The sequence below is a fragment of the Nonomuraea insulae genome, assembly GCF_042656245.1.
In genome coordinates this window covers 51,099-69,974 of sequence record NZ_JBHSPA010000071.1, presented here as the reverse complement: position 1 = coordinate 69,974, position 18,876 = coordinate 51,099, and the positions used below count along the sequence as shown (strand labels likewise).

At 70.0% G+C, this 18,876-nt stretch carries 22 protein-coding genes, 1 tRNA gene and 1 riboswitch; of the genes, 17 read left to right on the top strand and 6 right to left on the bottom strand.

Going from position 1 to position 18,876, the window contains the following annotated elements:
• The 3 genes from ACFPZ3_RS49500 (at nucleotide 1) to ACFPZ3_RS49490 (ending at nucleotide 2,890) form a co-directional block, all read left to right on the top strand.
• The gene (locus ACFPZ3_RS49500; protein ID WP_379521394.1) at nucleotides 1-1,347 is read left to right on the top strand and encodes an aldehyde dehydrogenase family protein; all 1,347 of its coding nucleotides are present in this window, start codon (nucleotides 1-3) and stop codon (nucleotides 1,345-1,347) included.
• A gap of 73 nt (nucleotides 1,348-1,420) precedes the next feature.
• Nucleotides 1,421-2,185: a 3-oxoacyl-ACP reductase gene (locus ACFPZ3_RS49495; RefSeq protein WP_379521393.1), complete on the top strand. Its 765-nt coding sequence runs from the start codon at nucleotides 1,421-1,423 to the stop codon at nucleotides 2,183-2,185.
• Between the two features lie 12 nt (nucleotides 2,186-2,197).
• The gene (locus ACFPZ3_RS49490) at nucleotides 2,198-2,890 is read left to right on the top strand and encodes a gamma-glutamyl-gamma-aminobutyrate hydrolase family protein (protein WP_379521392.1); all 693 of its coding nucleotides are present in this window, start codon (nucleotides 2,198-2,200) and stop codon (nucleotides 2,888-2,890) included.
• A 123-nt stretch (nucleotides 2,891-3,013) separates the two neighbouring features.
• Here the strand turns inward: ACFPZ3_RS49490 and ACFPZ3_RS49485 are convergent, their stop codons facing one another.
• Nucleotides 3,014-3,841, bottom strand: coding sequence for a hypothetical protein (locus ACFPZ3_RS49485; protein ID WP_379521391.1), 828 nt, complete (start codon nucleotides 3,839-3,841; stop codon nucleotides 3,014-3,016).
• Between the two features lie 94 nt (nucleotides 3,842-3,935).
• Nucleotides 3,936-4,034: riboswitch (glycine riboswitch) on the top strand.
• A 131-nt stretch (nucleotides 4,035-4,165) separates the two neighbouring features.
• On the opposite strand from ACFPZ3_RS49485, the gene gcvT reads away from it, so the two are divergent.
• The 5 genes from gcvT to ACFPZ3_RS49460 are packed head-to-tail and all read left to right on the top strand — an operon-like array spanning nucleotide 4,166 to nucleotide 7,629.
• Nucleotides 4,166-5,251, top strand: coding sequence for a glycine cleavage system aminomethyltransferase GcvT (gene gcvT, locus ACFPZ3_RS49480; RefSeq protein ID WP_379521390.1), 1,086 nt, complete (start codon nucleotides 4,166-4,168; stop codon nucleotides 5,249-5,251).
• Nucleotides 5,248-5,637 (top strand): glycine cleavage system protein GcvH, encoded by a 390-nt coding sequence (gcvH, locus tag ACFPZ3_RS49475; RefSeq protein WP_379521389.1) that lies wholly within the window; start codon nucleotides 5,248-5,250, stop codon nucleotides 5,635-5,637. The genes gcvT and gcvH overlap by 4 nt, the downstream gene beginning before the upstream one ends.
• Nucleotides 5,638-5,694: 57 nt before the next feature.
• Nucleotides 5,695-7,071: an L-serine ammonia-lyase gene (locus ACFPZ3_RS49470; RefSeq protein WP_379521388.1), complete on the top strand. Its 1,377-nt coding sequence runs from the start codon at nucleotides 5,695-5,697 to the stop codon at nucleotides 7,069-7,071.
• Between the two features lie 52 nt (nucleotides 7,072-7,123).
• Nucleotides 7,124-7,375, top strand: a complete 252-nt coding sequence (locus tag ACFPZ3_RS49465) for a type II toxin-antitoxin system Phd/YefM family antitoxin (RefSeq protein ID WP_379521387.1) — start codon at nucleotides 7,124-7,126, stop codon at nucleotides 7,373-7,375.
• Entirely contained in the window at nucleotides 7,372-7,629 is a 258-nt protein-coding gene (locus ACFPZ3_RS49460) for a Txe/YoeB family addiction module toxin (RefSeq protein ID WP_379521386.1), read from the top strand. The genes ACFPZ3_RS49465 and ACFPZ3_RS49460 overlap by 4 nt, the downstream gene beginning before the upstream one ends.
• 3 nt (nucleotides 7,630-7,632) lie before the next feature.
• Here the strand turns inward: ACFPZ3_RS49460 and ACFPZ3_RS49455 are convergent, their stop codons facing one another.
• On the bottom strand, nucleotides 7,633-7,791 hold the full coding sequence (locus ACFPZ3_RS49455; RefSeq protein WP_379521428.1) for a hypothetical protein: 159 nt from the start codon (nucleotides 7,789-7,791) through the stop codon (nucleotides 7,633-7,635).
• A gap of 249 nt (nucleotides 7,792-8,040) precedes the next feature.
• Between ACFPZ3_RS49455 and ACFPZ3_RS49450 the strand changes: the two genes are divergently transcribed.
• The gene (locus tag ACFPZ3_RS49450) at nucleotides 8,041-8,241 is read left to right on the top strand and encodes a hypothetical protein (RefSeq protein WP_379521385.1); all 201 of its coding nucleotides are present in this window, start codon (nucleotides 8,041-8,043) and stop codon (nucleotides 8,239-8,241) included.
• A gap of 343 nt (nucleotides 8,242-8,584) precedes the next feature.
• On the opposite strand, the gene ACFPZ3_RS49445 is transcribed toward ACFPZ3_RS49450, so the two are convergent.
• Entirely contained in the window at nucleotides 8,585-9,079 is a 495-nt protein-coding gene (locus ACFPZ3_RS49445; protein WP_379521384.1) for a hypothetical protein, read from the bottom strand.
• Nucleotides 9,080-9,248: 169 nt separating this feature from the next.
• The gene (locus ACFPZ3_RS49440; protein WP_379521383.1) at nucleotides 9,249-9,848 is read right to left on the bottom strand and encodes a DUF6286 domain-containing protein; all 600 of its coding nucleotides are present in this window, start codon (nucleotides 9,846-9,848) and stop codon (nucleotides 9,249-9,251) included.
• 137 nt (nucleotides 9,849-9,985) lie between these two features.
• Here ACFPZ3_RS49440 and ACFPZ3_RS49435 point away from each other — a divergent pair, with 137 nt between their 5' ends.
• The gene (locus ACFPZ3_RS49435) at nucleotides 9,986-11,179 is read left to right on the top strand and encodes an amino acid deaminase/aldolase (RefSeq protein WP_379521382.1); all 1,194 of its coding nucleotides are present in this window, start codon (nucleotides 9,986-9,988) and stop codon (nucleotides 11,177-11,179) included.
• Nucleotides 11,180-11,324: 145 nt separating this feature from the next.
• On the opposite strand, the gene ACFPZ3_RS49430 is transcribed toward ACFPZ3_RS49435, so the two are convergent.
• Complete coding sequence (locus tag ACFPZ3_RS49430) at nucleotides 11,325-11,657, bottom strand: DUF3618 domain-containing protein (RefSeq protein WP_379521381.1); 333 nt, start codon at nucleotides 11,655-11,657, stop codon at nucleotides 11,325-11,327.
• Nucleotides 11,658-11,796: 139 nt separating this feature from the next.
• On the opposite strand from ACFPZ3_RS49430, the gene bcp reads away from it, so the two are divergent.
• The 3 genes from bcp to ACFPZ3_RS49415 all read left to right on the top strand — a co-directional run bounded on the left by bcp (nucleotide 11,797) and on the right by ACFPZ3_RS49415 (nucleotide 12,929).
• On the top strand, nucleotides 11,797-12,270 hold the full coding sequence (bcp, locus tag ACFPZ3_RS49425) for a thioredoxin-dependent thiol peroxidase (protein WP_379521380.1): 474 nt from the start codon (nucleotides 11,797-11,799) through the stop codon (nucleotides 12,268-12,270).
• Nucleotides 12,271-12,381: 111 nt separating this feature from the next.
• Entirely contained in the window at nucleotides 12,382-12,903 is a 522-nt protein-coding gene (locus ACFPZ3_RS49420) for an HNH endonuclease signature motif containing protein (RefSeq protein WP_379521424.1), read from the top strand.
• Nucleotides 12,857-12,929 (top strand) — tRNA-Leu (locus tag ACFPZ3_RS49415). The genes ACFPZ3_RS49420 and ACFPZ3_RS49415 overlap by 47 nt, the downstream gene beginning before the upstream one ends.
• A 6-nt stretch (nucleotides 12,930-12,935) precedes the next feature.
• On the opposite strand, the gene ACFPZ3_RS49410 is transcribed toward ACFPZ3_RS49415, so the two are convergent.
• Nucleotides 12,936-13,394, bottom strand: a complete 459-nt coding sequence (locus ACFPZ3_RS49410; RefSeq protein ID WP_379521379.1) for a hypothetical protein — start codon at nucleotides 13,392-13,394, stop codon at nucleotides 12,936-12,938.
• A 164-nt stretch (nucleotides 13,395-13,558) separates the two neighbouring features.
• Between ACFPZ3_RS49410 and ACFPZ3_RS49405 the strand changes: the two genes are divergently transcribed.
• The 4 genes from ACFPZ3_RS49405 (at nucleotide 13,559) to ACFPZ3_RS49390 (ending at nucleotide 18,776) form a co-directional block, all read left to right on the top strand.
• A complete protein-coding gene (locus tag ACFPZ3_RS49405; protein ID WP_379521378.1) occupies nucleotides 13,559-14,713 on the top strand; it encodes a sensor histidine kinase in 1,155 nt (384 codons plus the stop codon).
• Nucleotides 14,710-15,366, top strand: a complete 657-nt coding sequence (locus tag ACFPZ3_RS49400; RefSeq protein WP_379521377.1) for a response regulator — start codon at nucleotides 14,710-14,712, stop codon at nucleotides 15,364-15,366. Before ACFPZ3_RS49405 ends, ACFPZ3_RS49400 begins: the two co-directional genes overlap by 4 nt.
• Before the next feature lie 169 nt (nucleotides 15,367-15,535).
• Complete coding sequence (locus tag ACFPZ3_RS49395) at nucleotides 15,536-16,288, top strand: ABC transporter ATP-binding protein (RefSeq protein ID WP_379521376.1); 753 nt, start codon at nucleotides 15,536-15,538, stop codon at nucleotides 16,286-16,288.
• Nucleotide 16,289: 1 nt separating this feature from the next.
• Nucleotides 16,290-18,776, top strand: coding sequence for an ABC transporter permease (locus ACFPZ3_RS49390; protein ID WP_379521375.1), 2,487 nt, complete (start codon nucleotides 16,290-16,292; stop codon nucleotides 18,774-18,776).
• Nucleotides 18,777-18,876 lie beyond the last annotated feature (100 nt).

Genomic DNA, 18,876 nt, shown 5'->3' with positions numbered 1-18,876 from the left:
ATGAAGATCGTTAACCCGGCGACCGAGGAGGTCGTCGCGGAGGTCGAACTCGCCGACGCGGCCGAGATCGATCGTGCGGTGGAGCGGGCCAGGAAGGCCTACCTGACCTGGCGTGAGGTGGCGCCAGGCGACCGGGCGCGGCTGCTGCGCCGCTTCGCCGACCTGGTGGGCGAGTACGGCGCGGAGCTGGCGGGGCTGGAGCTGGCCAACGCCGGGCACCCGATCGGCAACGCCCGCTGGGAGGCCGGCGCCGTACGCGACGTGCTGCACTTCTACGCCGGCGCCCCCGAGCGCAACCACGGCAAGCAGATCCCGGTGCCCGGCGGCGTGGACCTCACCTTCCAGGAGCCCCTGGGCGTCGTCGGGATCATCGTGCCGTGGAACTTCCCCATGCTGATCATGTCGTGGGGCGTCGCCCCCGCGCTGGCGGCCGGCAACACGGTGATCGTCAAGCCGGCCGAATGGACTCCGCTGACCGCGCTGAGGCTGGCCGAGCTGGCCTTGGCGGCGGGCCTCCCCGAGGGGGTGCTCCAGGTTCTGCCTGGGGCAGGGGAGGTCGCGGGGGCCCGCCTGGTGGAGCATCCCGGCGTGGCCAAGATCGTGTTCACCGGCTCGACCGAGGTGGGCAAGGAGATCGCCGCCAAGGCGGCTCGGCAGGTCAAGCGGGTCACGCTGGAGCTAGGCGGCAAGTCCGCAAATATCATTTTTTCCGACGCAGACCTGGAAAAGGCGGCGAAAACCGCTCCTTACGCCGTCTTCGACAACGCGGGGCAGGACTGCTGCGCCCGCTCCCGCCTGCTCGTCCAGTCCAGTGTGTACGACGACTTCATGGCCCTGCTCGAACCCGCCGTCCAGGGCGTCAAAGTCGGCGACCCCCTCGACGAGAGCACCGAGATGGGCCCCCTGATCAGCGCGGAACACCTCGCCCGGGTGCGCGGCTTCGTCGAAGAAGGCACCCCCCACCTGCGGGGATCGTGCCCCCAGGGTAAGGGCTACTGGTTCCCGCCGACCGTCCTCACCCCTGGCGTCACCGACCGCGCGTTCACCGAGGAGATCTTCGGGCCGGTCCTGTCGGTGGCGCGGTTCGAGGACGAGGCGGAGGCCGTACGGATCGCGAACGACACCCCCTACGGCCTGAGCGGCTCCATCTGGACCCGCGACGTCGGGCGGGCGCTCCGCGTGGCCAGGGCCGTCGAGTCGGGCGCCCTGTCGGTGAACTCCCACTCCTCCGTCCGCTACTGGACCCCGTTCGGCGGCTTCAAACAGTCCGGCCTCGGCAGGGAGCTCGGCCCGGACGCCCTGGCGGCCTTCACCGAGACGAAAAACGTCTTCATTTCATCGGAGTGAAGGGCCGGGGAACGAGGCACTTCGCGAAGCGAATGAGGAGTGCTGAACGACCAATGGGCAGGAAGTGACACACATGCAGCGGTTGCAGGATCGGGTGGCGGTCATCACCGGCGCGGGCAGCGGGATCGGGCTGGCCACGGCCCGCAGGTTCGCCGACGAGGGCGCCAGGGTGGTCTGCGTGGACATCGACGAGGACTCGGGCGCCAAGGCCGCCAAGGAGGTCGGCGGCCTGTTCGTACGGGCCGACGTGACGGTCGAGGACGACGTCGTACGGATGTTCCAGACCGCCCACGACACCTACGGCAGCGTCGACATCGCCTTCAACAACGCCGGCATCTCACCGCCCGATGACGACTCGATCCTGGAGACCGGCATCGACGCCTGGCGCCGCGTCCAGGAGGTGAACCTGACCAGCGTGTACCTGTGCTGCAAGCACGCCATCCCCCACATGCGCCGCCAGGGCAAGGGCTCGATCATCAACACCGCGTCCTTCGTGGCCGTCATGGGCTCGGCGACCTCGCAGATCTCCTACACCGCCTCCAAGGGCGGGGTGCTGGCGATGTCGCGGGAACTGGGCGTGCAGTTCGCCAGGGAGGGCATCCGGGTGAACGCCCTGTGCCCCGGACCCGTCAACACGCCGCTGCTCCAGGAGTTGTTCGCCAAGGACCCGGAGCGGGCGCAGCGGCGGCTGGTGCACATCCCGGTGGGCCGCTTCGCCGAGGCGTCGGAGATCGCGGCGGCGGTGGCGTTCCTGGCCAGCGACGACGCCTCGTTCATCACGGGCAGCGAGTTCCTGGTGGACGGCGGCATCTCCGGCGCCTACGTCACACCGTTCTAGGGGGTCGGCACGATGCGGCGTCCGGTCATCGGCATCACGTGTTACGTCGAGCCCGCCACGTTCACGGTGTGGCGGGACACGACGGCCGCGCTGCTGCCGTACGCGTACGTGGAGCAGGTCGTGCGCGCGGGCGGCCAGCCGGTGCTGCTGCCTCCGGCCGGTGAGCCTGCCTCGGTCGTACGCGGCCTGGACGGGCTCATCGTGGCCGGCGGCGGCGACATCGACCCGGCCCGGTACGGCGCGGAGCCGGAGGAACACACCAGCTACGTCCGGAAATTTCGTGACAGCGCCGAGTTCGAGCTCCTCGCGACCGCCCTCGACGCCGAGGTCCCGTACCTGGGCATCTGCCGCGGCCTCCAGGTCCTCAACGTGGCCCTCGGCGGCAGCCTCCACCAGCACCTGCCCGACGTCGTCGGCCACACGGGCCACTGCCCGGGCCCCGGCGTCTTCGGCGACCTGCCGATCAGCCCGGTGCCCGGGACCCGCGTCGCCAAGGCGCTGGGCGAGGACCCGGTGCCGGTCCCGCACTACCACCACCAGGCCGTGGACCGCCTCGCCCCCGGCCTGACGGTCACCGCCACCACCGCGGACGGCACGATCGAGGCCGTGGAGCTGGACTCGGGCCGCTTCACCATGGCCGTGCAGTGGCACCCGGAGGCCGCCGAGGACCACGCCCTCTTCGACGCCCTGGTGACCGCCTGCTGAGCCGGTCGGGGGCGGTCCTGCGAGGCCGGGCCGCGAGGCTGGGGCCGGGATTGGGGCCGGGATTGGGGCCGGGATTGGGGCCGGGATTGGGGCCGGGATTGGGGCCGGGATTGGGGGGCGGGATCACCTCACGGGCTTGAGCATGCCGTCGATCGAGATCATGTCGGCGCCGTACCTGTCCTCCAGGCGCCGCTTCAGCTCCTCGTCGGCCACCCAGACCCCGATCTCCACCCGGTTCGCCATGTTGCCGGCCGAGCTGTAGACGATCTTGCCGGATTTCGTCTCGTCCTCCAGATCCCGCTGGATGGCCAGCAGTTCGGCCTCCGTGTGCTTCGCGTTGCTCAGGCACAACGCGCCACCCCACAGCTCGCGGATCCACTCCTCCCGCCCCGCCAGGTCGCCGGTGAACCGCAGGTTGAGCACGTAGTTCTCGGCGTCGTCGGCCGTCAGCCTCTCGGGATGCGCGGGCAGGGGGGTGAGGCGGTCCACATAGGCGTTCGCGTAGTCCTCGGCCGTCTTGGCCCGCCCGATCGCCGCGTCCATGTCCTGATCCGTGGCCTTGGCGCGGTCGACGGGCCGCCAGCCGCCCTCTGGCTCGGGACACGCGCTCGCGAAGACGTCGCCCTCCTCCTTCTCGGGCGGCTTGACGGGCGCGCCCGGCGGCTCCGTCAGCGTGAGCCGGGCGCCGTCCCAGGTGCCGACCACCCGGTACTCGCCCCACTTCACCCCCCGCAGCGACTCGTGCGCCGCCTTGCTCCAGTCCCAGCCGACGACGTCGGGCCCGCTGCACTGCGGCGGGTTCGATTGCATGATGTTCGAGCAGAGCTGGGGCCCATGCCCGCCCCCTTCGAGCACGGTCAGGCTGGCCGTGTAACGCGGGGACGCGGCCGGCTCCGAGCCGCAGGAGACCACCATCGCGAGCAACCCCAGAACCACCGGTAACGGACGCATACCTCATTGGACGTCATCGCCTCCGCAGCGGTTCACGGCCCACCAGAACGCGACAACACCCCCGTACCGGCACTAGGCTGACGAACATCACCGGTGAAACCGTGCGGGAGAGCACCCTGACAAGCCGGTCAGGGTCCCTGAAGGAGCAAGCCCTCCCCGCGAACCTCTCAAGGCAAAGGACCGCACGGACTAGGTGACCTCTGGAAAGCAGGCCTGCGGGGCCTCGCCGAAGGTGAAAGTCCGGCAAAAGACGGGCGAAGCTCTCAGGCATCGATGACAGAGGGGGAGGATGCTGGCATCCAATCCTGCCCTGAGGTGCGCCATATGTCCCGACCTACACCGCTACGAGACGTTCACGAGAGCCTCGGCGCCACGCTCACCGACTTCGCCGGGTGGCTCATGCCGCTCCGGTACGGCAGCGAGTCCGCGGAGCACAGAGCCGTACGCGAGGCGGCCGGACTGTTCGACCTCTCGCACATGGGCGAGATCTTCCTGACCGGTCCGCAGGCCGGCGAGGCGCTCGACTACGCGCTGGTGGGACACCTGTCGGCGCTGACACCCGGGCGGGCGAGGTACACCATGATCGTGAACGAGCGCGGTGGGGTGCTCGACGATCTCATCGTGTACCGGCTCGGGGACCAAGAGTTCATGGTGGTGGCAAACGCCTCGAACTACGAAAAAGTCGGAAATGAGCTGAAAGATCGTGCGAAGGCGTACGACGTGGTGGTCGAGGATCGCTCCGACCAGTACGCGCTGATCGCCGTCCAGGGACCTCGCGCCCAGGAGATCCTCGCCACGCTCACCGACGCCGACCTCGCCGGGCTCAAGTACTACGCGGGCCTGCCCGGCCTGGTGGACGGCCGGCAGGCGCTCATCGCCCGTACCGGCTACACCGGCGAGGACGGGTTCGAGCTGTTCGTCGCCAACCAGGACGCGGTGCCGCTCTGGCACGCCCTCATGGCGGCCGGCGAGCCGCACGGCCTCAGGCCCGCGGGCCTGTCCAGCCGCGACACGCTCAGGCTTGAGGCCGGAATGCCCCTGTACGGCAACGAACTCGGGGTACGGCTCACCCCGTTCGACGCGGGACTGGGCAGGGTGGTGAAATTCGACAAGCCCGGTGACTTCGTCGGCAGGGCGGCGCTCGAGGCGGTCAAGGACGACCAGCCCCGGCGCCGGCTCGTCGGCCTGGTCGCGCGGGGCCGCCGGGTGCCGCGCCACGGTTACCCGGTCACCAAGGACGGCGTCGTCGTCGGCGAGGTCACCAGCGGTGCGCCTTCCCAGACCCTGGGAAAGCCCATCGCGATGGCCTACGTGGACACCGGCGCCGAATCAGGCCTGGCTGTGGACATCCGGGGCAGCCATGAACCTATGGACCTGGTCGAGCTGCCCTTTTACAGGAGGAACAAGTGAGCAACATCCCTGACGACCTGAGCTACACCAAGGAGCACGAGTGGGTGCGCGGTGTGGAGGACAGCATCACCGTGACCATCGGCATCACCGCGTATGCCGCCGAGGCCCTTGGTGACGTCGTCTTCGTGCAGCTTCCCGAGGTCGGTACGAGCGTCGAGCAGGGCGACTCCGTCGGCGAGGTGGAGTCCACCAAGTCCGTGAACGAGATCTACTCGCCGGTCGGCGGTGAGATCACCGAGGTGAACCAGGCCATCGCGGACGACCCCAGCCTGGCCAACAGCGACCCTTACGGCGAGGGCTGGATGTTCAAGGTGCGCGTGGAGGGCGACCCCGAGGACCTGCTTACTCCTGAGGAGTACACCGCCCTCACCTCGGGCGACTCCTGACCCACTCCGCCGGGGCCCGCGACCAGGGCCCCGGCCTTTCATGAAGGGCGCACATCAATGGCGATCAGCGTCTTCGACCTCTTCAAGATCGGCATCGGCCCGTCGAGCTCCCACACGGGCGGCCCGATGGCCGCGGCTCACAAGTTCGCCCGCGGCCTGGACCAGGACGGCCTGCTCGACCAGGTGACCCGCGTGGAGACCATCCTGTACGGCTCCCTCGGCCTGACCGGCAAGGGCCACGGCAGCGACAAAGCCGTCCTGCTCGGCCTGTCCGGCGAGAAGCCCGAACTGGTGGACGTGGACACCGTGGACGCCCGCGTCGCCCAGATGCGCGAATCCGGCACGATCCTCCTGTACGGCAGCCACGAGATCCCCTTCGTCGTCGGCGACCACCTCGTCTTCGAACGCAAGATCTCCCTCCCCGAGCACCCCAACGGCATGCGCTTCACCGCCTACGCCGCCTCCGGCGAGCTGTTGCGGGAGAAGGTCTACTTCTCGGTGGGCGGCGGGTTCGTCGTGGACGAGAAGGCCACCGGCGCCGACCGCATCAAACCGGACGACACCGTCCTGACCTACCCCTTCACCACCGGTGAGGAACTGCTCAAGCACTGCCTGAACACCGGCCTGTCGATCTCCGCCCTGATGCTGGAGAACGAGCGGGCGTTCGGCCGTACCGAGGAGGAGATCCGGTCGGGTCTGCTGAACCTCTGGCACGTCATGTCGGAGTGCGTACGCCGCGGCATCTCCAAGGAGGGCGTCCTGCCCGGCGGCCTCAAGGTCAAGCGCCGCGCCAACCAGCTCCACCGCCGCCTGCAGTCGGAACCGGCCGAGAAGGACCCGCTCCAGGCCATGGACTGGGTGACGCTGTTCGCCCTGGCCGTCAACGAGGAGAACGCCGCCGGCGGCCGCATCGTCACCGCCCCCACCAACGGCGCCGCCGGCATCATCCCGGCCGTCCTGAGCTACTACACCCGCTTCGTCCCCCACGCCGACGACGAGGGCGTGGTCCGCTTCCTCCTGACGGCCGGCGCGATCGGCGTGCTGTTCAAGGAGAACGCCTCGATCTCGGGCGCCGAGGTGGGCTGCCAGGGCGAGGTGGGCTCGGCCTGCTCCATGGCCTCCGCCGCCCTCACGGAGGTCCTCGGGGGCACGCCCGAGCAGGTGGAGAACGCCGCCGAGATCGGCATCGAACACAACCTCGGCCTGACCTGCGACCCGATCGGCGGCCTCGTCCAGATCCCGTGCATCGAACGCAACGCGGTCGCCTCCAACAAGGCCATCACAGCCGCCAGAATCGCGCTACGCGGCGACGGCAAGCACTACGTGGCCCTCGACAAGGCCATCAAGACGATGCGGGACACCGGCCGCGACATGCTCGACAAGTACAAGGAGACCTCACGCGGCGGCCTCGCGGTCAACGTCATCGAGTGCTGACCACCCTCCCGAGTGGTACCATAAAGTTGTACCACTCAGTTAGGAGGGCCCAGTGTCCATCACCGCCAGCGAGGCTCGCCGCCGACTGTTCCCGCTCATCGAAGAGGTCAACAACGACCACACCGCTGTGGAGATCGTCTCCAAGAGCGGAAACGCCTATCTCGTGGCCGCGGAGGAATACGAAGCTCTCCAGGAGACGGCCTACCTGCTCCGCTCCCCGGCCAACGCGCGCCGGTTGATGGAGTCCTACCACGAGGCCCTGCAGGGCCGCCACGAGCGGCACGAGTTGCTGGGCGACGAATGAAGGTCGCCTTCACCAGCCAGGGCTGGGCGGACTACGTCTACTGGCAGTCGGCCGACCGACAGATCCTCAAGCGCGTCAACCGGCTGATCGAGGAGACCCTGCGCGATCCCCACCAGGGCATCGGCAAGCCGGAGCCGCTCAAGTACGCCCTGGCGGGTGCGTGGTCGCGGCGCATCACCGACGAGCACCGCCTGGTGTATCTCCCGGCCGACGACGAGATCATCGTCCTGCAGGCGCGCTACCACTACGAGTAGCGGCTAGCGCCGGACGTGAAGGAGCACGACGGCCGGCGACTCGGCGTCGCGGATCTCGCGCCGGACGCGCCCCACGATGTCCTGGTCCAGCTTGCTCACCACCGCGCCCACATCCGCCGCCGCCGGGCAGGTCAGGCCGATACGCAGGCCGTCCTCCCCCACCCGCACCCCCGTACGGCTCAGCCTGCTCCATGGCCTCCGCCGCCCTCACGGAGGTCCTCGGGGGGCACGCCCGAGCAGGTGGAGAACGCCGCCGGGGGACACAGGCCGCGACATGCTCGACAAATACAAGGAGACCTCACGCGGCGGCCTCGCGGTCAACGTCATCGAGTGCTGACCCTCAGCGGCGAGGACTGCCATGGACCTTGCCGAAATCCTGGGAATGCCACAGAGAGCAGGTAGCGTGAAGGCATGACGGCGCATCACCACGACGAGGTCATCACCATCCCTCGTGACGAATACGAGGCGCTCAAAGCCGAGGTCAGACGGCTGCGTCGGGAGATAGGGCGCCAGCAGGCCATGCGAGCCATCATGGACAACGCCGCCGACCCGGGCCACGTGCGAACCTTCACCCGCGATGAGTTGGCCGCCGAGTGGGGCATCAGTGGCTGACCGGCGTATCGCCTTTCCTGAGCGTGCGTGGGAGCAGATCGAGGCTCTGCCAGAGGGGCTGCGCAGACCCGTTCAGCTCGCCATTTTCACCCTCCTGGACGAGCCACGACCTACGCTCGCCGAGCCGACCCCATGGACGGTGTTCCGAACGCCTACGAACTCAACCTGGTCAGCGACGACGTAACCATCTGGTACACGATCACTTCGCATGAAGGCGCGGAAGTGATCACCGTTCAAGTAGTCCGTCCGAACCTCTGATCGCCTGTGCACGGACAACCACGCTGCCCGCGCGTCCCTCCACAAACGGCGACCCGGCAGATCCTCACGCGCGTCAACGTGACCGCTAGCGCCGGACGTGAAGGAGCACGACGGCCGGGGACTCGGCGTCGCGGATCTCGCGCCGGACGCGCCCCACGATGTCCTGGTCCAGCTTGCTCACCACCGCACCCACGTCCGCCGCCGCCGGGCAGGTCAGGCCGATACGCAGGCCGTCCTCCCCCACCCGCACCCCCGTACGGCTCAGCCCGTCCACGCCCTTGAGGCCCACGAACAACATGGCCGTGCCCGTGCCGTTGGGTGTGCCGCGGCGGCCCCAGCCCAGACAGAGCAGCAGCCAGCGCAGCGAGACCAGGGCCAGGAGCAGCAGCCCGAGAGCCAGGAACCACAGGGGCCAGGGCTCCTCGGCCAGGGTCCGGTAGGTCTGGGCGGGCAGGACTCTCCCGTTGGGCGACAGGCCGAGGAGACGGTCATGGCCGCGGAGCCAGGCGTACACACCGAGGCCCAGCAGCGCGGCCCCGACGATGGCCAGACCCACGCGATTGCCGGCGTACTGGCGCATCAGACGGCCCTCCTGTGCGGGTGAATCCGCGGAGCCCCGCCTCGGGCGAGCCGGCGCGTCACCCGGCCCTCCTGCGCGGGCGGAGCTTCGGACCTCCGCCAAGCCTGTGCGGGCGAATCTTCGGACCTCCGCCAAGCCTGTGCGGGCGGAGCTTCGGAGCCCCGGCGCGTCACCCGGCCCTCCTGCGCAGGCGTACCACGACCTCGCCGGTGCCGAGCGTGCCCACGCCGGCCAGGCGGTCGCCGACGGCGTTGCCGACCTGCCTGAGCATCTGGCCGGAGCTCTCGGCGCCGGTCATGACGGTGACCTCGATGGTGCGCCTGCGCAGGCGTACGCGAGCCTTGTCCACCCCCGTCACCTGCTGGGCGGCGGCGCGCAGCGTGCGGCGCAGGCCCGAGCGGGTGATGCCGATGACGATCAGCGGGTCGGACGTCTCGACCGCGACCATCCTGGAGCGGCCGGGCACGACCGCCAGCAGCAACATCAGCGCGCCGGCCCCGCCCGCGGCCACGGCCGAGGTGGCGACGTCCGGCCACGTGGTCTTGCCCGCGAGCTCGACCGCCTCGTTGACGGGCACCCAGCCGAGCGGCGCGCCGAGCAGCCCCGACACGATCTCGGCCGCGGTGGCCCCCAGCCCGGCGGCCAGCGTGACCGCGACCAGAGCCCCCGGGACGGTACGGGCCGGCCTGAGCGCCCTGTTCGCCCTGCGCAGCCCGATGTGCCGCGGGGCGACGACGGCACCGGGCAGTATCTGCTGAAGCGTGGTCATCACAACGACAGAGGTACATGGGTCCCGCATGGCCTGAACCGCGCCCTCGCCGCCCATTTGCCCGAACATTACGGGGACGGCGATTAACGCGAACACACCTCATATTCATTTGCCCGATATGCCGTTACGCTGCCGGTATGGATGACCGCCAGCGCTATGACCGCGCGACCGCGGCTCTCGAAGCGCCATTCGCGATCGTCGATCTGGCGGCCATGCGGGCCAACGCGGCCGACCTCGTAAGGCGCGCGGCGGGCAAGCCGATCCGGGTGGCCAGCAAGTCCGTACGCAGCCGCCCGCTCCTCGAACGCATCCTGGCCATGGACGGCTTCCAGGGCATCATGGCCTTCACCCTGCCCGAGGCCCTCTGGCTGGCCGCGCACGGCTTCACCGACATCCTCGTGGCCTACCCCACGACCGACCGCCACGCGCTGGCCACCCTGGCAGGCGACGCGACCGCGGCCCGCCACATCACGGTGACCATCGACTCCCCCGCCCACCTGGACTTCATCGAGTCCGCCGTGGCCGGGGTCCACGCCAGGGCCGAAATCCGCACCTGCATCGACATCGACGCCGGATATGTCGCCCTCGGCGGGAAATTCCGGGCAGGTGCCCTCCGCTCCCCCATCCGCGAACCTGACCAGGCCGCCGACCTGGCCGCCGACCTCGCCAAACGGCCGGGCTTCCGGCTGGCCGGGCTGCTGGCGTACGAGTCGCAGATCGCCGGAGTCGGCGACGACCCGCCCGCGAACGCCGCCTACGCCCGCCTCATCAGGCTCATGCAGGCCCGCTCGGCCAGGGAACTCGTCGTGCGCCGCGGCCGCATCGTGCACGCCGTACGCCAGATCGCCGACCTCGAGTTCGTCAACGGCGGCGGCACCGGCTCGGTCGAGCGCACCACACGCGAGAAGGCCGTCACGGAGATCGCGGCCGGCTCCGGCTTCTTCCACCCCCGGCTCTTCGACTTCTACCGCCGCTTCACCGGCCGCCCGGCCGCCCTGTTCGCCCTACCGGTCGTGCGCCGCCCGGCCCTGGACACGGTGACGGTCCTCGGCGGCGGCTACCTCGCCTCCGGCCCGCCGAGCCTGGCCCGCCTGCCCCAGCCGTACCTGCCCGCCGGCCTGCGCTACGCCCCCGACGAGGGCGCCGGCGAGGTGCAGACCCCGCTGCTCGGCCCACCGGCCGGGGACCTGCGGGTCGGCGACCGGGTGTGGTTCAGGCACGCCAAGGCCGGGGAGCTGTGCGAACGCTTCGACACCCTCCACCTCATCGACGGCGACACCCTGGTGGAATCGATCCCGACGTACCGCGGCGAGGCCCGCACGTTCCTCTGACGCCCACCAAGCCCGCTGGCCCCAGGCCGGCGGCTACGACGCCGCCGACGCCCGCCAGAACTCAGGCCAGTGATCACGACGCGCCGACGCCCGGCAGGAACCAGGTCACCGGCTACGACGCCGCTGAGACCCGACAGGAACCAGGTCAGCGGTTGCGACGCTGGCGCCGCCGCCAGAGCACGATGGCCGCCCCCACGACCAGCACCGCCCCTACCCCGATCAGCACCGGCCCCAGATCCGGCCGCTCGTCCTCCCACACCCGATCGGGATCCTCACCATTGACCGGCCGGGCCGTAACACCCAGGGCATCCCCCACGGACGCCACGAAATGCCCGGCCCTGCTCTTCACATCGGCTACCGTGCGCTCGGTGACCCGCTTGGGATTCACCCGGTCGGCAATGGCGTCGACCGTATGCGCCAACTCCGCGCGTGTCCGCGCGATCCGCCGCTCCAGCTCGTCGGGATCGGTGTCAGCCATGGCTCTCCTTTCGACCGTACGCGTGCCCCGCGCCGTGCGGGCTCCGTCCGTTCTGGTCGTGATCAGTCTGTCAGGTCAAGGCCTCGAACGGCACCGCGGCCAGGCCGGTAGGTTGGCGGGAGGAACTCAGGAGGGCCCATTGACCGAAACCAAGCTCGCGCCCGGCGACGCCGCGCCCGAGTTCACGCTACCCACCGCCGACGGCGGCACCGTCTCCCTTGACACCTACCGCGGCAAGCGGGTGATCCTCTATTTCTACCCTGCCGCGATGACCCCTGGCTGCACCAAGCAGGCCTGCGACTTCCGCGACAACCTCGGCCAGCTCACCGACGAGGGTTTCGTCGTCCTCGGCGTGTCGAAGGACAAGCCGGACAAGCTCGCCAAGTTCGCCGCCCGCGACGCCCTGACCTTCCCCCTGCTCTCGGACCCCGACCTGGCCGTCCACCAGGCCTACGGCGCGTACGGCCCGAAGAAGCTGTACGGCAAGGAGATGGTGGGCGTCATCCGCTCGACATTCGTGATCGACGGGGACGGGAAGGTGGAGCAGGCGCTCTACAACGTGAAGGCGACGGGTCACGTGGCCTCGCTCAAGAAGAAGCTCGGCCTGTCCTGACCCCCGATCGGGCCCTCCGCGGCCGGAGGGCCCGAATTGGGCAGTCGACGCAAAATAGCGAATAGCATTTCGGCCGGGGAAAACGTCGGAGTCGTTTTCTAGGCTGACGCCGTGGCGGCGTACATCAAGTATTCTCGCGAGCTGCTCACCGAGGCGGCCGCGGAGTCCCTTAGCGTCGCCGACGTGCTCAGGCGCCTGGGCGTCAAGTGGACCGGCGGCAGCCACGCCCACATCAGCCGACGGCTCAAGCACTTCGGCATTGACACTTCCCATTTCGTCGGCCAGGCCCACGGCAAAGGGCGGCGTTCCGCAACGGTCCGCTCCCACCAGGAAGTTCTCGTGCTGCGCCCGGCCGGTTCCATTCGCGAGAAGGCTCCGGCCCTGCGGCGCGCTCTGCGCGAAGCGGGGGTCCCGTACACGTGCGCAGGCTGTAAGATTAGCGGCACGTGGCAGGGAAGGCCGCTGACGCTCCATGTCGACCACATCAGTGGCGACTGGCTCGACAACCGAATGGAGAATCTCCGCTTCCTGTGCCCGAACTGCCATTCCCAGACCGAGAATTTCGCCGGTAAGGGAAAGGCGAAAAGGGGTCGTAGCCCAATGGCAGAGGCGCAGTCTTTAGGTGGCTGTTAGTGTGGGTTCGAATCCCACCGGCCCTACGAGTGTCAGCTGGTCCTGGTCGGCGCCGGTGCCGGATCGGGAACGTCCGGGACCGCCACCTCGGGTGGCGGCGGGACGACGCAATAGCTGCCGTCCTCTGCCTGGTAACAACCCGGTTCGAGCCACCTCGGCCCCCTGAACTCGCCGCGTGGCGCCCAGCCCGGCTCGTTCACCCCCATCTCATACCGGCCGTGATCCTCGCGTGGGTCGCTGAAGGCGGCGACGGTCAGGCCGCCGAGCAGGCCGCCGACGACGAGGCCGATGATGCCCGCACCGATGACCTGGCTCTTCTTGCGCCGCAGGTAGTCCCCGTAGGAAGGCTCCCAGTCGGGTGGGCTCGGCTGTGTGGGTGGGATGTGGACGTATGCCTGGTCCGCCTGCTCTCCGTATCGGAGTTGCCGGGTCGGGTCGCGCGGTGCTTCCTCTTCGCCGCGCGACCCGGCGTCACGATCATGATCCGCCATCACGATCTCCCTTTACTCACCCGCGAGGGGCGCTCCCAAGTAATGAGGATGCCAAAGCCACCGTAAGCCGCGCGTAAGAGCAAAGCTATGTAAGACCTGGGTCGTAGTCGTACTTCCGCCTCCAGACGGACCTCTGGCCCGCCGGGGCTACATATCGTGATGTTGTGTTCGGCAGCGTACGAACGTGGTCCAGGCGCCACGAGAAGCTCACGGTCGCCCTCCGGGTGGCTCCCTTGGCAGCGTTGTGCGCTCTTCTGGCGCTGCCGTACGGATCCATCAACCCGGGAGGCGTGGCCGGTTACCTGGGGCTGTCGGCGGTGCTCCTGGCGCCGCTGGTGTGGCGGAGCCGGCCGGTCGCCTCGTTCGCGGCCGTCTCGCTGGTCAGCTTCGTACAGTGGCTGGCGGGCCAGCAGCCCTTGCCCGCCAACCTGGCGGTGCTGGTGGCGCTCTGGGCGGTGGCCTACCGCTGCTCGTTCCGCTGGGCGCTGGCGGCGGGCCTGGTGGCGGAGCTGGGGGTGTTCCTGGCGCTGGTCAACTGGGCCACGCCCACGTTCGGCATGTTCTTCAGCGGCTCGATCTTCGTGGTCACGATCTGGCTGGCCGGCCTGTACGCCAACACCCGCAGACGTTACCTGGAGGGCCTGGAGGAGCGCGCGGAGCGGGCCGAGCGCGAGCGCGACCAGCAGGCCATGATGGCGGCGGCGGCCGAGCGGGCCAGGATCGCGAGGGAGTTGCACGACGTCGTGGCCCACAACGTCAGCGTCATCGTGGTGCAGGCCGACGGCGCCGGCTATGCCCTGGACAGCGACATCGAGGAGGCCCGCCTGGCCGTCAGGAACATCTCCAAGACCGGCCGCGCCGCGCTCGCCGAGATGCGCCGGCTGGTGGGCGTCCTGCGCGAGAACGAGGCCGCGGGCACCGACTACACCCCGCAGCCTGGGCTGGGCCAGTTGGAGGAGCTCGTACGCGACTCGGCAGTGCCGGCCAGGTTGCGGGTCGGCGGCGTGCCGGTCGAGCTGCCCGAGGGCCAGCAGCTCGCGGTCTACCGCATCGTCCAGGAGGCCCTGACGAACGCGCTCAAACACGGCGGCCCCGATGTCAGGGCCTCCGTGGAGATCGACTACAACAGCTCCGACCTGGTCGTACGGGTGACCGACGACGGGCGGGGCGCGGCGGCCCCGAGCGGCACCGGCGGGCACGGCCTGATCGGCATGCGCGAACGGGTCGGCCTGTACGGCGGCGCGGTGTCGGCCGCCCCCCGGAAGGGCGGCGGCTACGAGGTGCTGGCCCGGTTGCCCATGGCCAAGGAGGCGGCGTGATTCGCGTGATGCTGGTCGACGACCAGGAGCTGTTGCGGGCCGGGTTCAGGATGGTGCTCGGGGCCCAGCCGGACATCGAGGTGGTGGCGGAGGCCGGCGACGGCGCCGCGGCGCTGGAGATCCTCCGGACGACCGAGGTGGACGTGGTGCTGATGGACGTGCGCATGCCCACCATGGACGGCGTGGAGGCCACCCGGCGCATCGAGGGGCCGAAGGTGCTGATCCTGACCACGTTCGACCTGGACGAATACGCCTTCTCGGCGGTCAAGGCGGGCGCGTCCGGGTTCCTGCTGAAGGACGTGCCGCCGGCCGACCTGGTCAGCGCGATCAAGGTCGTGCACGCGGGTGAGTCGGTGGTCTCGCCGAGCACGTTGCGGCGGATGCTGGACCGCTTCGCGGCGCAACTGCCCACCGGGGAGCCGGTGGGGGCGGGCGCCGACCTTACGCCGCGCGAGCGCGAGGTGCTGCTCATGGTGGCGCGCGGCCTGTCCAACATGGAGATCGCGGGCGGCCTGGAGGTGGCGGAGGCGACGGTGAAGACACATCTGGGCCGGGTGCTGGCCAAGCTGGGGCTGCGGGACAGGGCGCAGGTGGTGGTGTACGCGTACGAGGCCGGTCTGATCACGCCCTCCCATCGTACGAGGCCGGTCTGATCGCGCCCTTCCATCAGCCGAGGCCGGTCTGATCGCGCCCTCCCATCGGCCGAAAGTCTGACGCGGGTCATCGGCGGGCGCACACGAAGTCCCTCCTCAGGACCCATGGATCCCGAAATTTCCACTCCTAGCGTTGGTCACGTTGAAATTTCCTGACTAGGAGATGAATGTGACGCTCACCGAGACCCGGCTCCAGGCCCCGCCCGCCGTGGTGGCCACCGATCTGAGCAAGGTGTACGGCCAGGGCGACGCCCGGGTACACGCCCTGCGCGACGTGACCGTGTCCTTCGCCACCGGGGCGTTCACCGCCATCATGGGCCCCTCCGGCTCCGGCAAGTCCACCCTGATGCACTGTCTGGCCGGCCTCGACGCCGCCACTTCTGGCACCGTGCACATCGGCGACGTGGAGCTCACGGGGCTGACCGACCGGCGGCTCACGCTGCTGCGCCGCGAGCGGATCGGCTTCGTCTTCCAGGCGTTCAACCTGCTGCCCACGCTGACCGCCGAGCAGAACATCCGCCTGCCCCTCGACATCTCCGCCCGCCAGGCCGACCAGGCGCTGTACGACCGGGTCATCGACACCGTCGGGTTGAGGGACCGGCTCGCGCACCGGCCGTCGGAGTTGTCGGGCGGCCAGCAGCAGCGCGTGGCGGTGGCCAGGGCACTCATCAGCAAGCCTCAGGTGATCTTCGCCGACGAGCCCACGGGGAACCTGGACTCGCGTAGTGGCGCCGAGGTGCTGTCCTTCCTGCGCACCTCCGTACGCGAGCTGGGCCAGACCATCGTCATGGTCACGCACGACCCGATCGCGGCCTCGTACGCGGACCGGGTGGTGTTCCTGCGTGACGGCGAGCTCGTCACCGAGGTCGCCGCGCCGACGCCGCAGTCCGTGCTGGACACGCTCGTGCGACTGGAGGCGTGAGGTGCTGAGGACGGCGCTGGCCGGGTTGCGCGCGCACCGGCTCAGACTGCTGCTCACGTCGCTGGCGATCATGCTGGGCGTGGGCTTCATCGCGGGCACGTTCGTGCTGAACGACACCGTTCAGGCGGGTTTCGCCCAGCGGGTCACGGCGGACGCGGGCAAGGTGGACGTGGCCGTGCTGCCCGGGAAGAGCGACGGCCTGCTGCCCGAGAAGGTGCTGCAGCGCGTCCAGGCGCTCCCGGGCGTGACGGAGGCCAGAGGGCTGATCCGTGGCGGCGCGCCCGTGCTCGGCAAGGACGGCAAGACCTTCGGCAACGCCCCCACCACCGCCCTGTCCGTCATCACGGGCCCGCTCGACCGCACCGACGTGGTCTCCGGCACCGGCCCCGGCACCGACGACCTGGCGGCCGTGCTGGACGAGAACACCGCCAAGGCCCAGGGCTTCCGGCTCGGCGACATGATCACCGTGCTCGACGGGAAGAAGAGCGCGCACCACTTCCGGCTCGTCGGGCTGATCGACACCGGCGTGGACCAGATGCTCGCCTACACCGGCGCGGTCGGCTTCACCCCGGCCACCGCGCGGCGGATGACCGGTGTGAAGGGATACGCCGAGATCGACGTCGCGGGCTCAGGCCCCGGGCTGAAGCAGGCGGTGGCGGCGGCCGCGGGCGGCGCGTACACGGTGAAGACCGGCGCCGAACTGGCCGACGACCTGGCCAAGGCCGCCGGGGTGCAGGCTCAGATGTTCACGCTGGGGCTGCTGATGTTCGGCGTCGTGGCGATGATGGTGGCCGCGCTGGTCATCTACAACACCTTCAACATCCTCATCGCCCAGCGCACGCGGGAGATGGCGCTGCTGCGCTGCATCGGGGCCACGCGCGGGCAGGTGTTCGGCTCGATCGTGCTGGAGTCGGCCGTCGTGGGCCTGCTGTCCTCCGCGCTGGGCCTGATCATCGGGTACGGCCTGGCCACGGCCACGCTGGCCGTGCTCGGCGCGGCCGACGCCCCGCTGCCCACGGACGCGGGTGCCGCGCTGACCCCGGCCACGGTCGCGATCGGCCTGGCCGTCGGGCTGGTGGTCACGATGTGCGCGGCCCTGCTGCCGGCCAGGTCGGCCACCCGGGTGCCGCCGATCGCGGCGTTGCGCAGCCAGCCCGAGGAACGCGCGTTCCGCACCGGCCTGGCACGCGCCGCGTTCGCCGCCCTCTTCCTGCTGGCGGGCCTGGGCACGACCGGTGCGGGCGTGTTCGCCCTCGAACCCGGTGAGGTCGCGCTGTTCGTCGTCATGGCCGGGGGCGCGCTGACGTTCCTGGCGGTGCTCATCCTGGGCCCGGTGCTGGTCAAGCCGTTGAGCGCGCTGGTGGGCTGGATCCCGCGCAGGGTGTTCGGGGTGCCGGGCCGTCTGGCGGTGGACAACTCGGGCCGCAACCCGAGGCGGGCCGCGACCACCACGGTCGCGCTGACGATCGGGGTGACGCTCATGACGCTGATCTCGGTGGTCACCGCGTCGACCAGGCTGACGATGACCGGCAAGCTGGACGAGCAGTTCCCGATCGACTACGTGCTCACCAGCCAGGAGCGCGACTCGGTCATCCCGAGGTCCGTGGCCGGGGAGTTGCGCGGCCATCGGGAGCTGGCCTCCGTGGCGCAGATCCGCGAGGTCGAGGCCGTGGTCGCGGGCGATCGTCTCGTCGTGGGCACCTTCAGCGGTCCCATCGAGCCGTACGTGGCCGCCGGCTCCATGAAGGGCTTCGGGGCGGGCCAGGCAGCGCTGGAGGACACCGTGGCCGAGCGGCTCGGTGTGCGGGTCGGCGACACGGTGACGGTCAGGACCGAGCGGGCGGGGACCGTCTCGCTGGACGTGGTCGCGCTGCTCGACGGCAACCAGTCCACGCTGACGCCGGTCACGGTCCCGGAGGGGGCGTTCGAGACGTACTTCGGCGCGGTGCCCGACTCCCGGGTGATGGTCACCGTCGGGGACGGCGTGGCCGGGGAGCGGGCCCGCGCGGTGGTGGACGCCGCCGCCGCGCCCTATCCGACCGTGCAGGTGGCCAGCTCGACGGAGATCCGCGGGCAGTTCGACGAGACGCTCGACATGATGCTCGCGATCATCACCGGGCTGCTCGGGCTGGCGATCCTGATCTCGTTGCTGGGCATCGCGAACACGCTCTCGCTCTCGGTCCACGAACGCACCAGGGAGTCGGCCCTGCTGCGGGCGCTGGGCCTGACCCGGCCGCAGCTACGGGGCATGTTGTCCGTCGAGGCGCTGGTCCTGGGCCTGATCGGGGCGCTGGTGGGCGTCGTGCTCGGCCTCGTCTTCGGGTGGGCCGCGATGCGGGCGATCCTGACGGGCGCCGTGTTCTCGGTGCCTGTGCCGCAGATCGTGCTGTTCGTGGTGCTGTCGGGGGTGGCGGGCGTGCTGGCGGCCGTGATCCCGGCCCGCCGCGCCGCGCGGGCCTCCATCGTGGGCTCCCTCGCCACCAGCTGATCTCGGACGAAAGCCCCGTAGCCGAATAAATGCGAAGAATTAGGATAGAAGGTATGGGCTGGTCGGGCGTCTTATGGGGGCGGCGCCCGGCCACGCATCT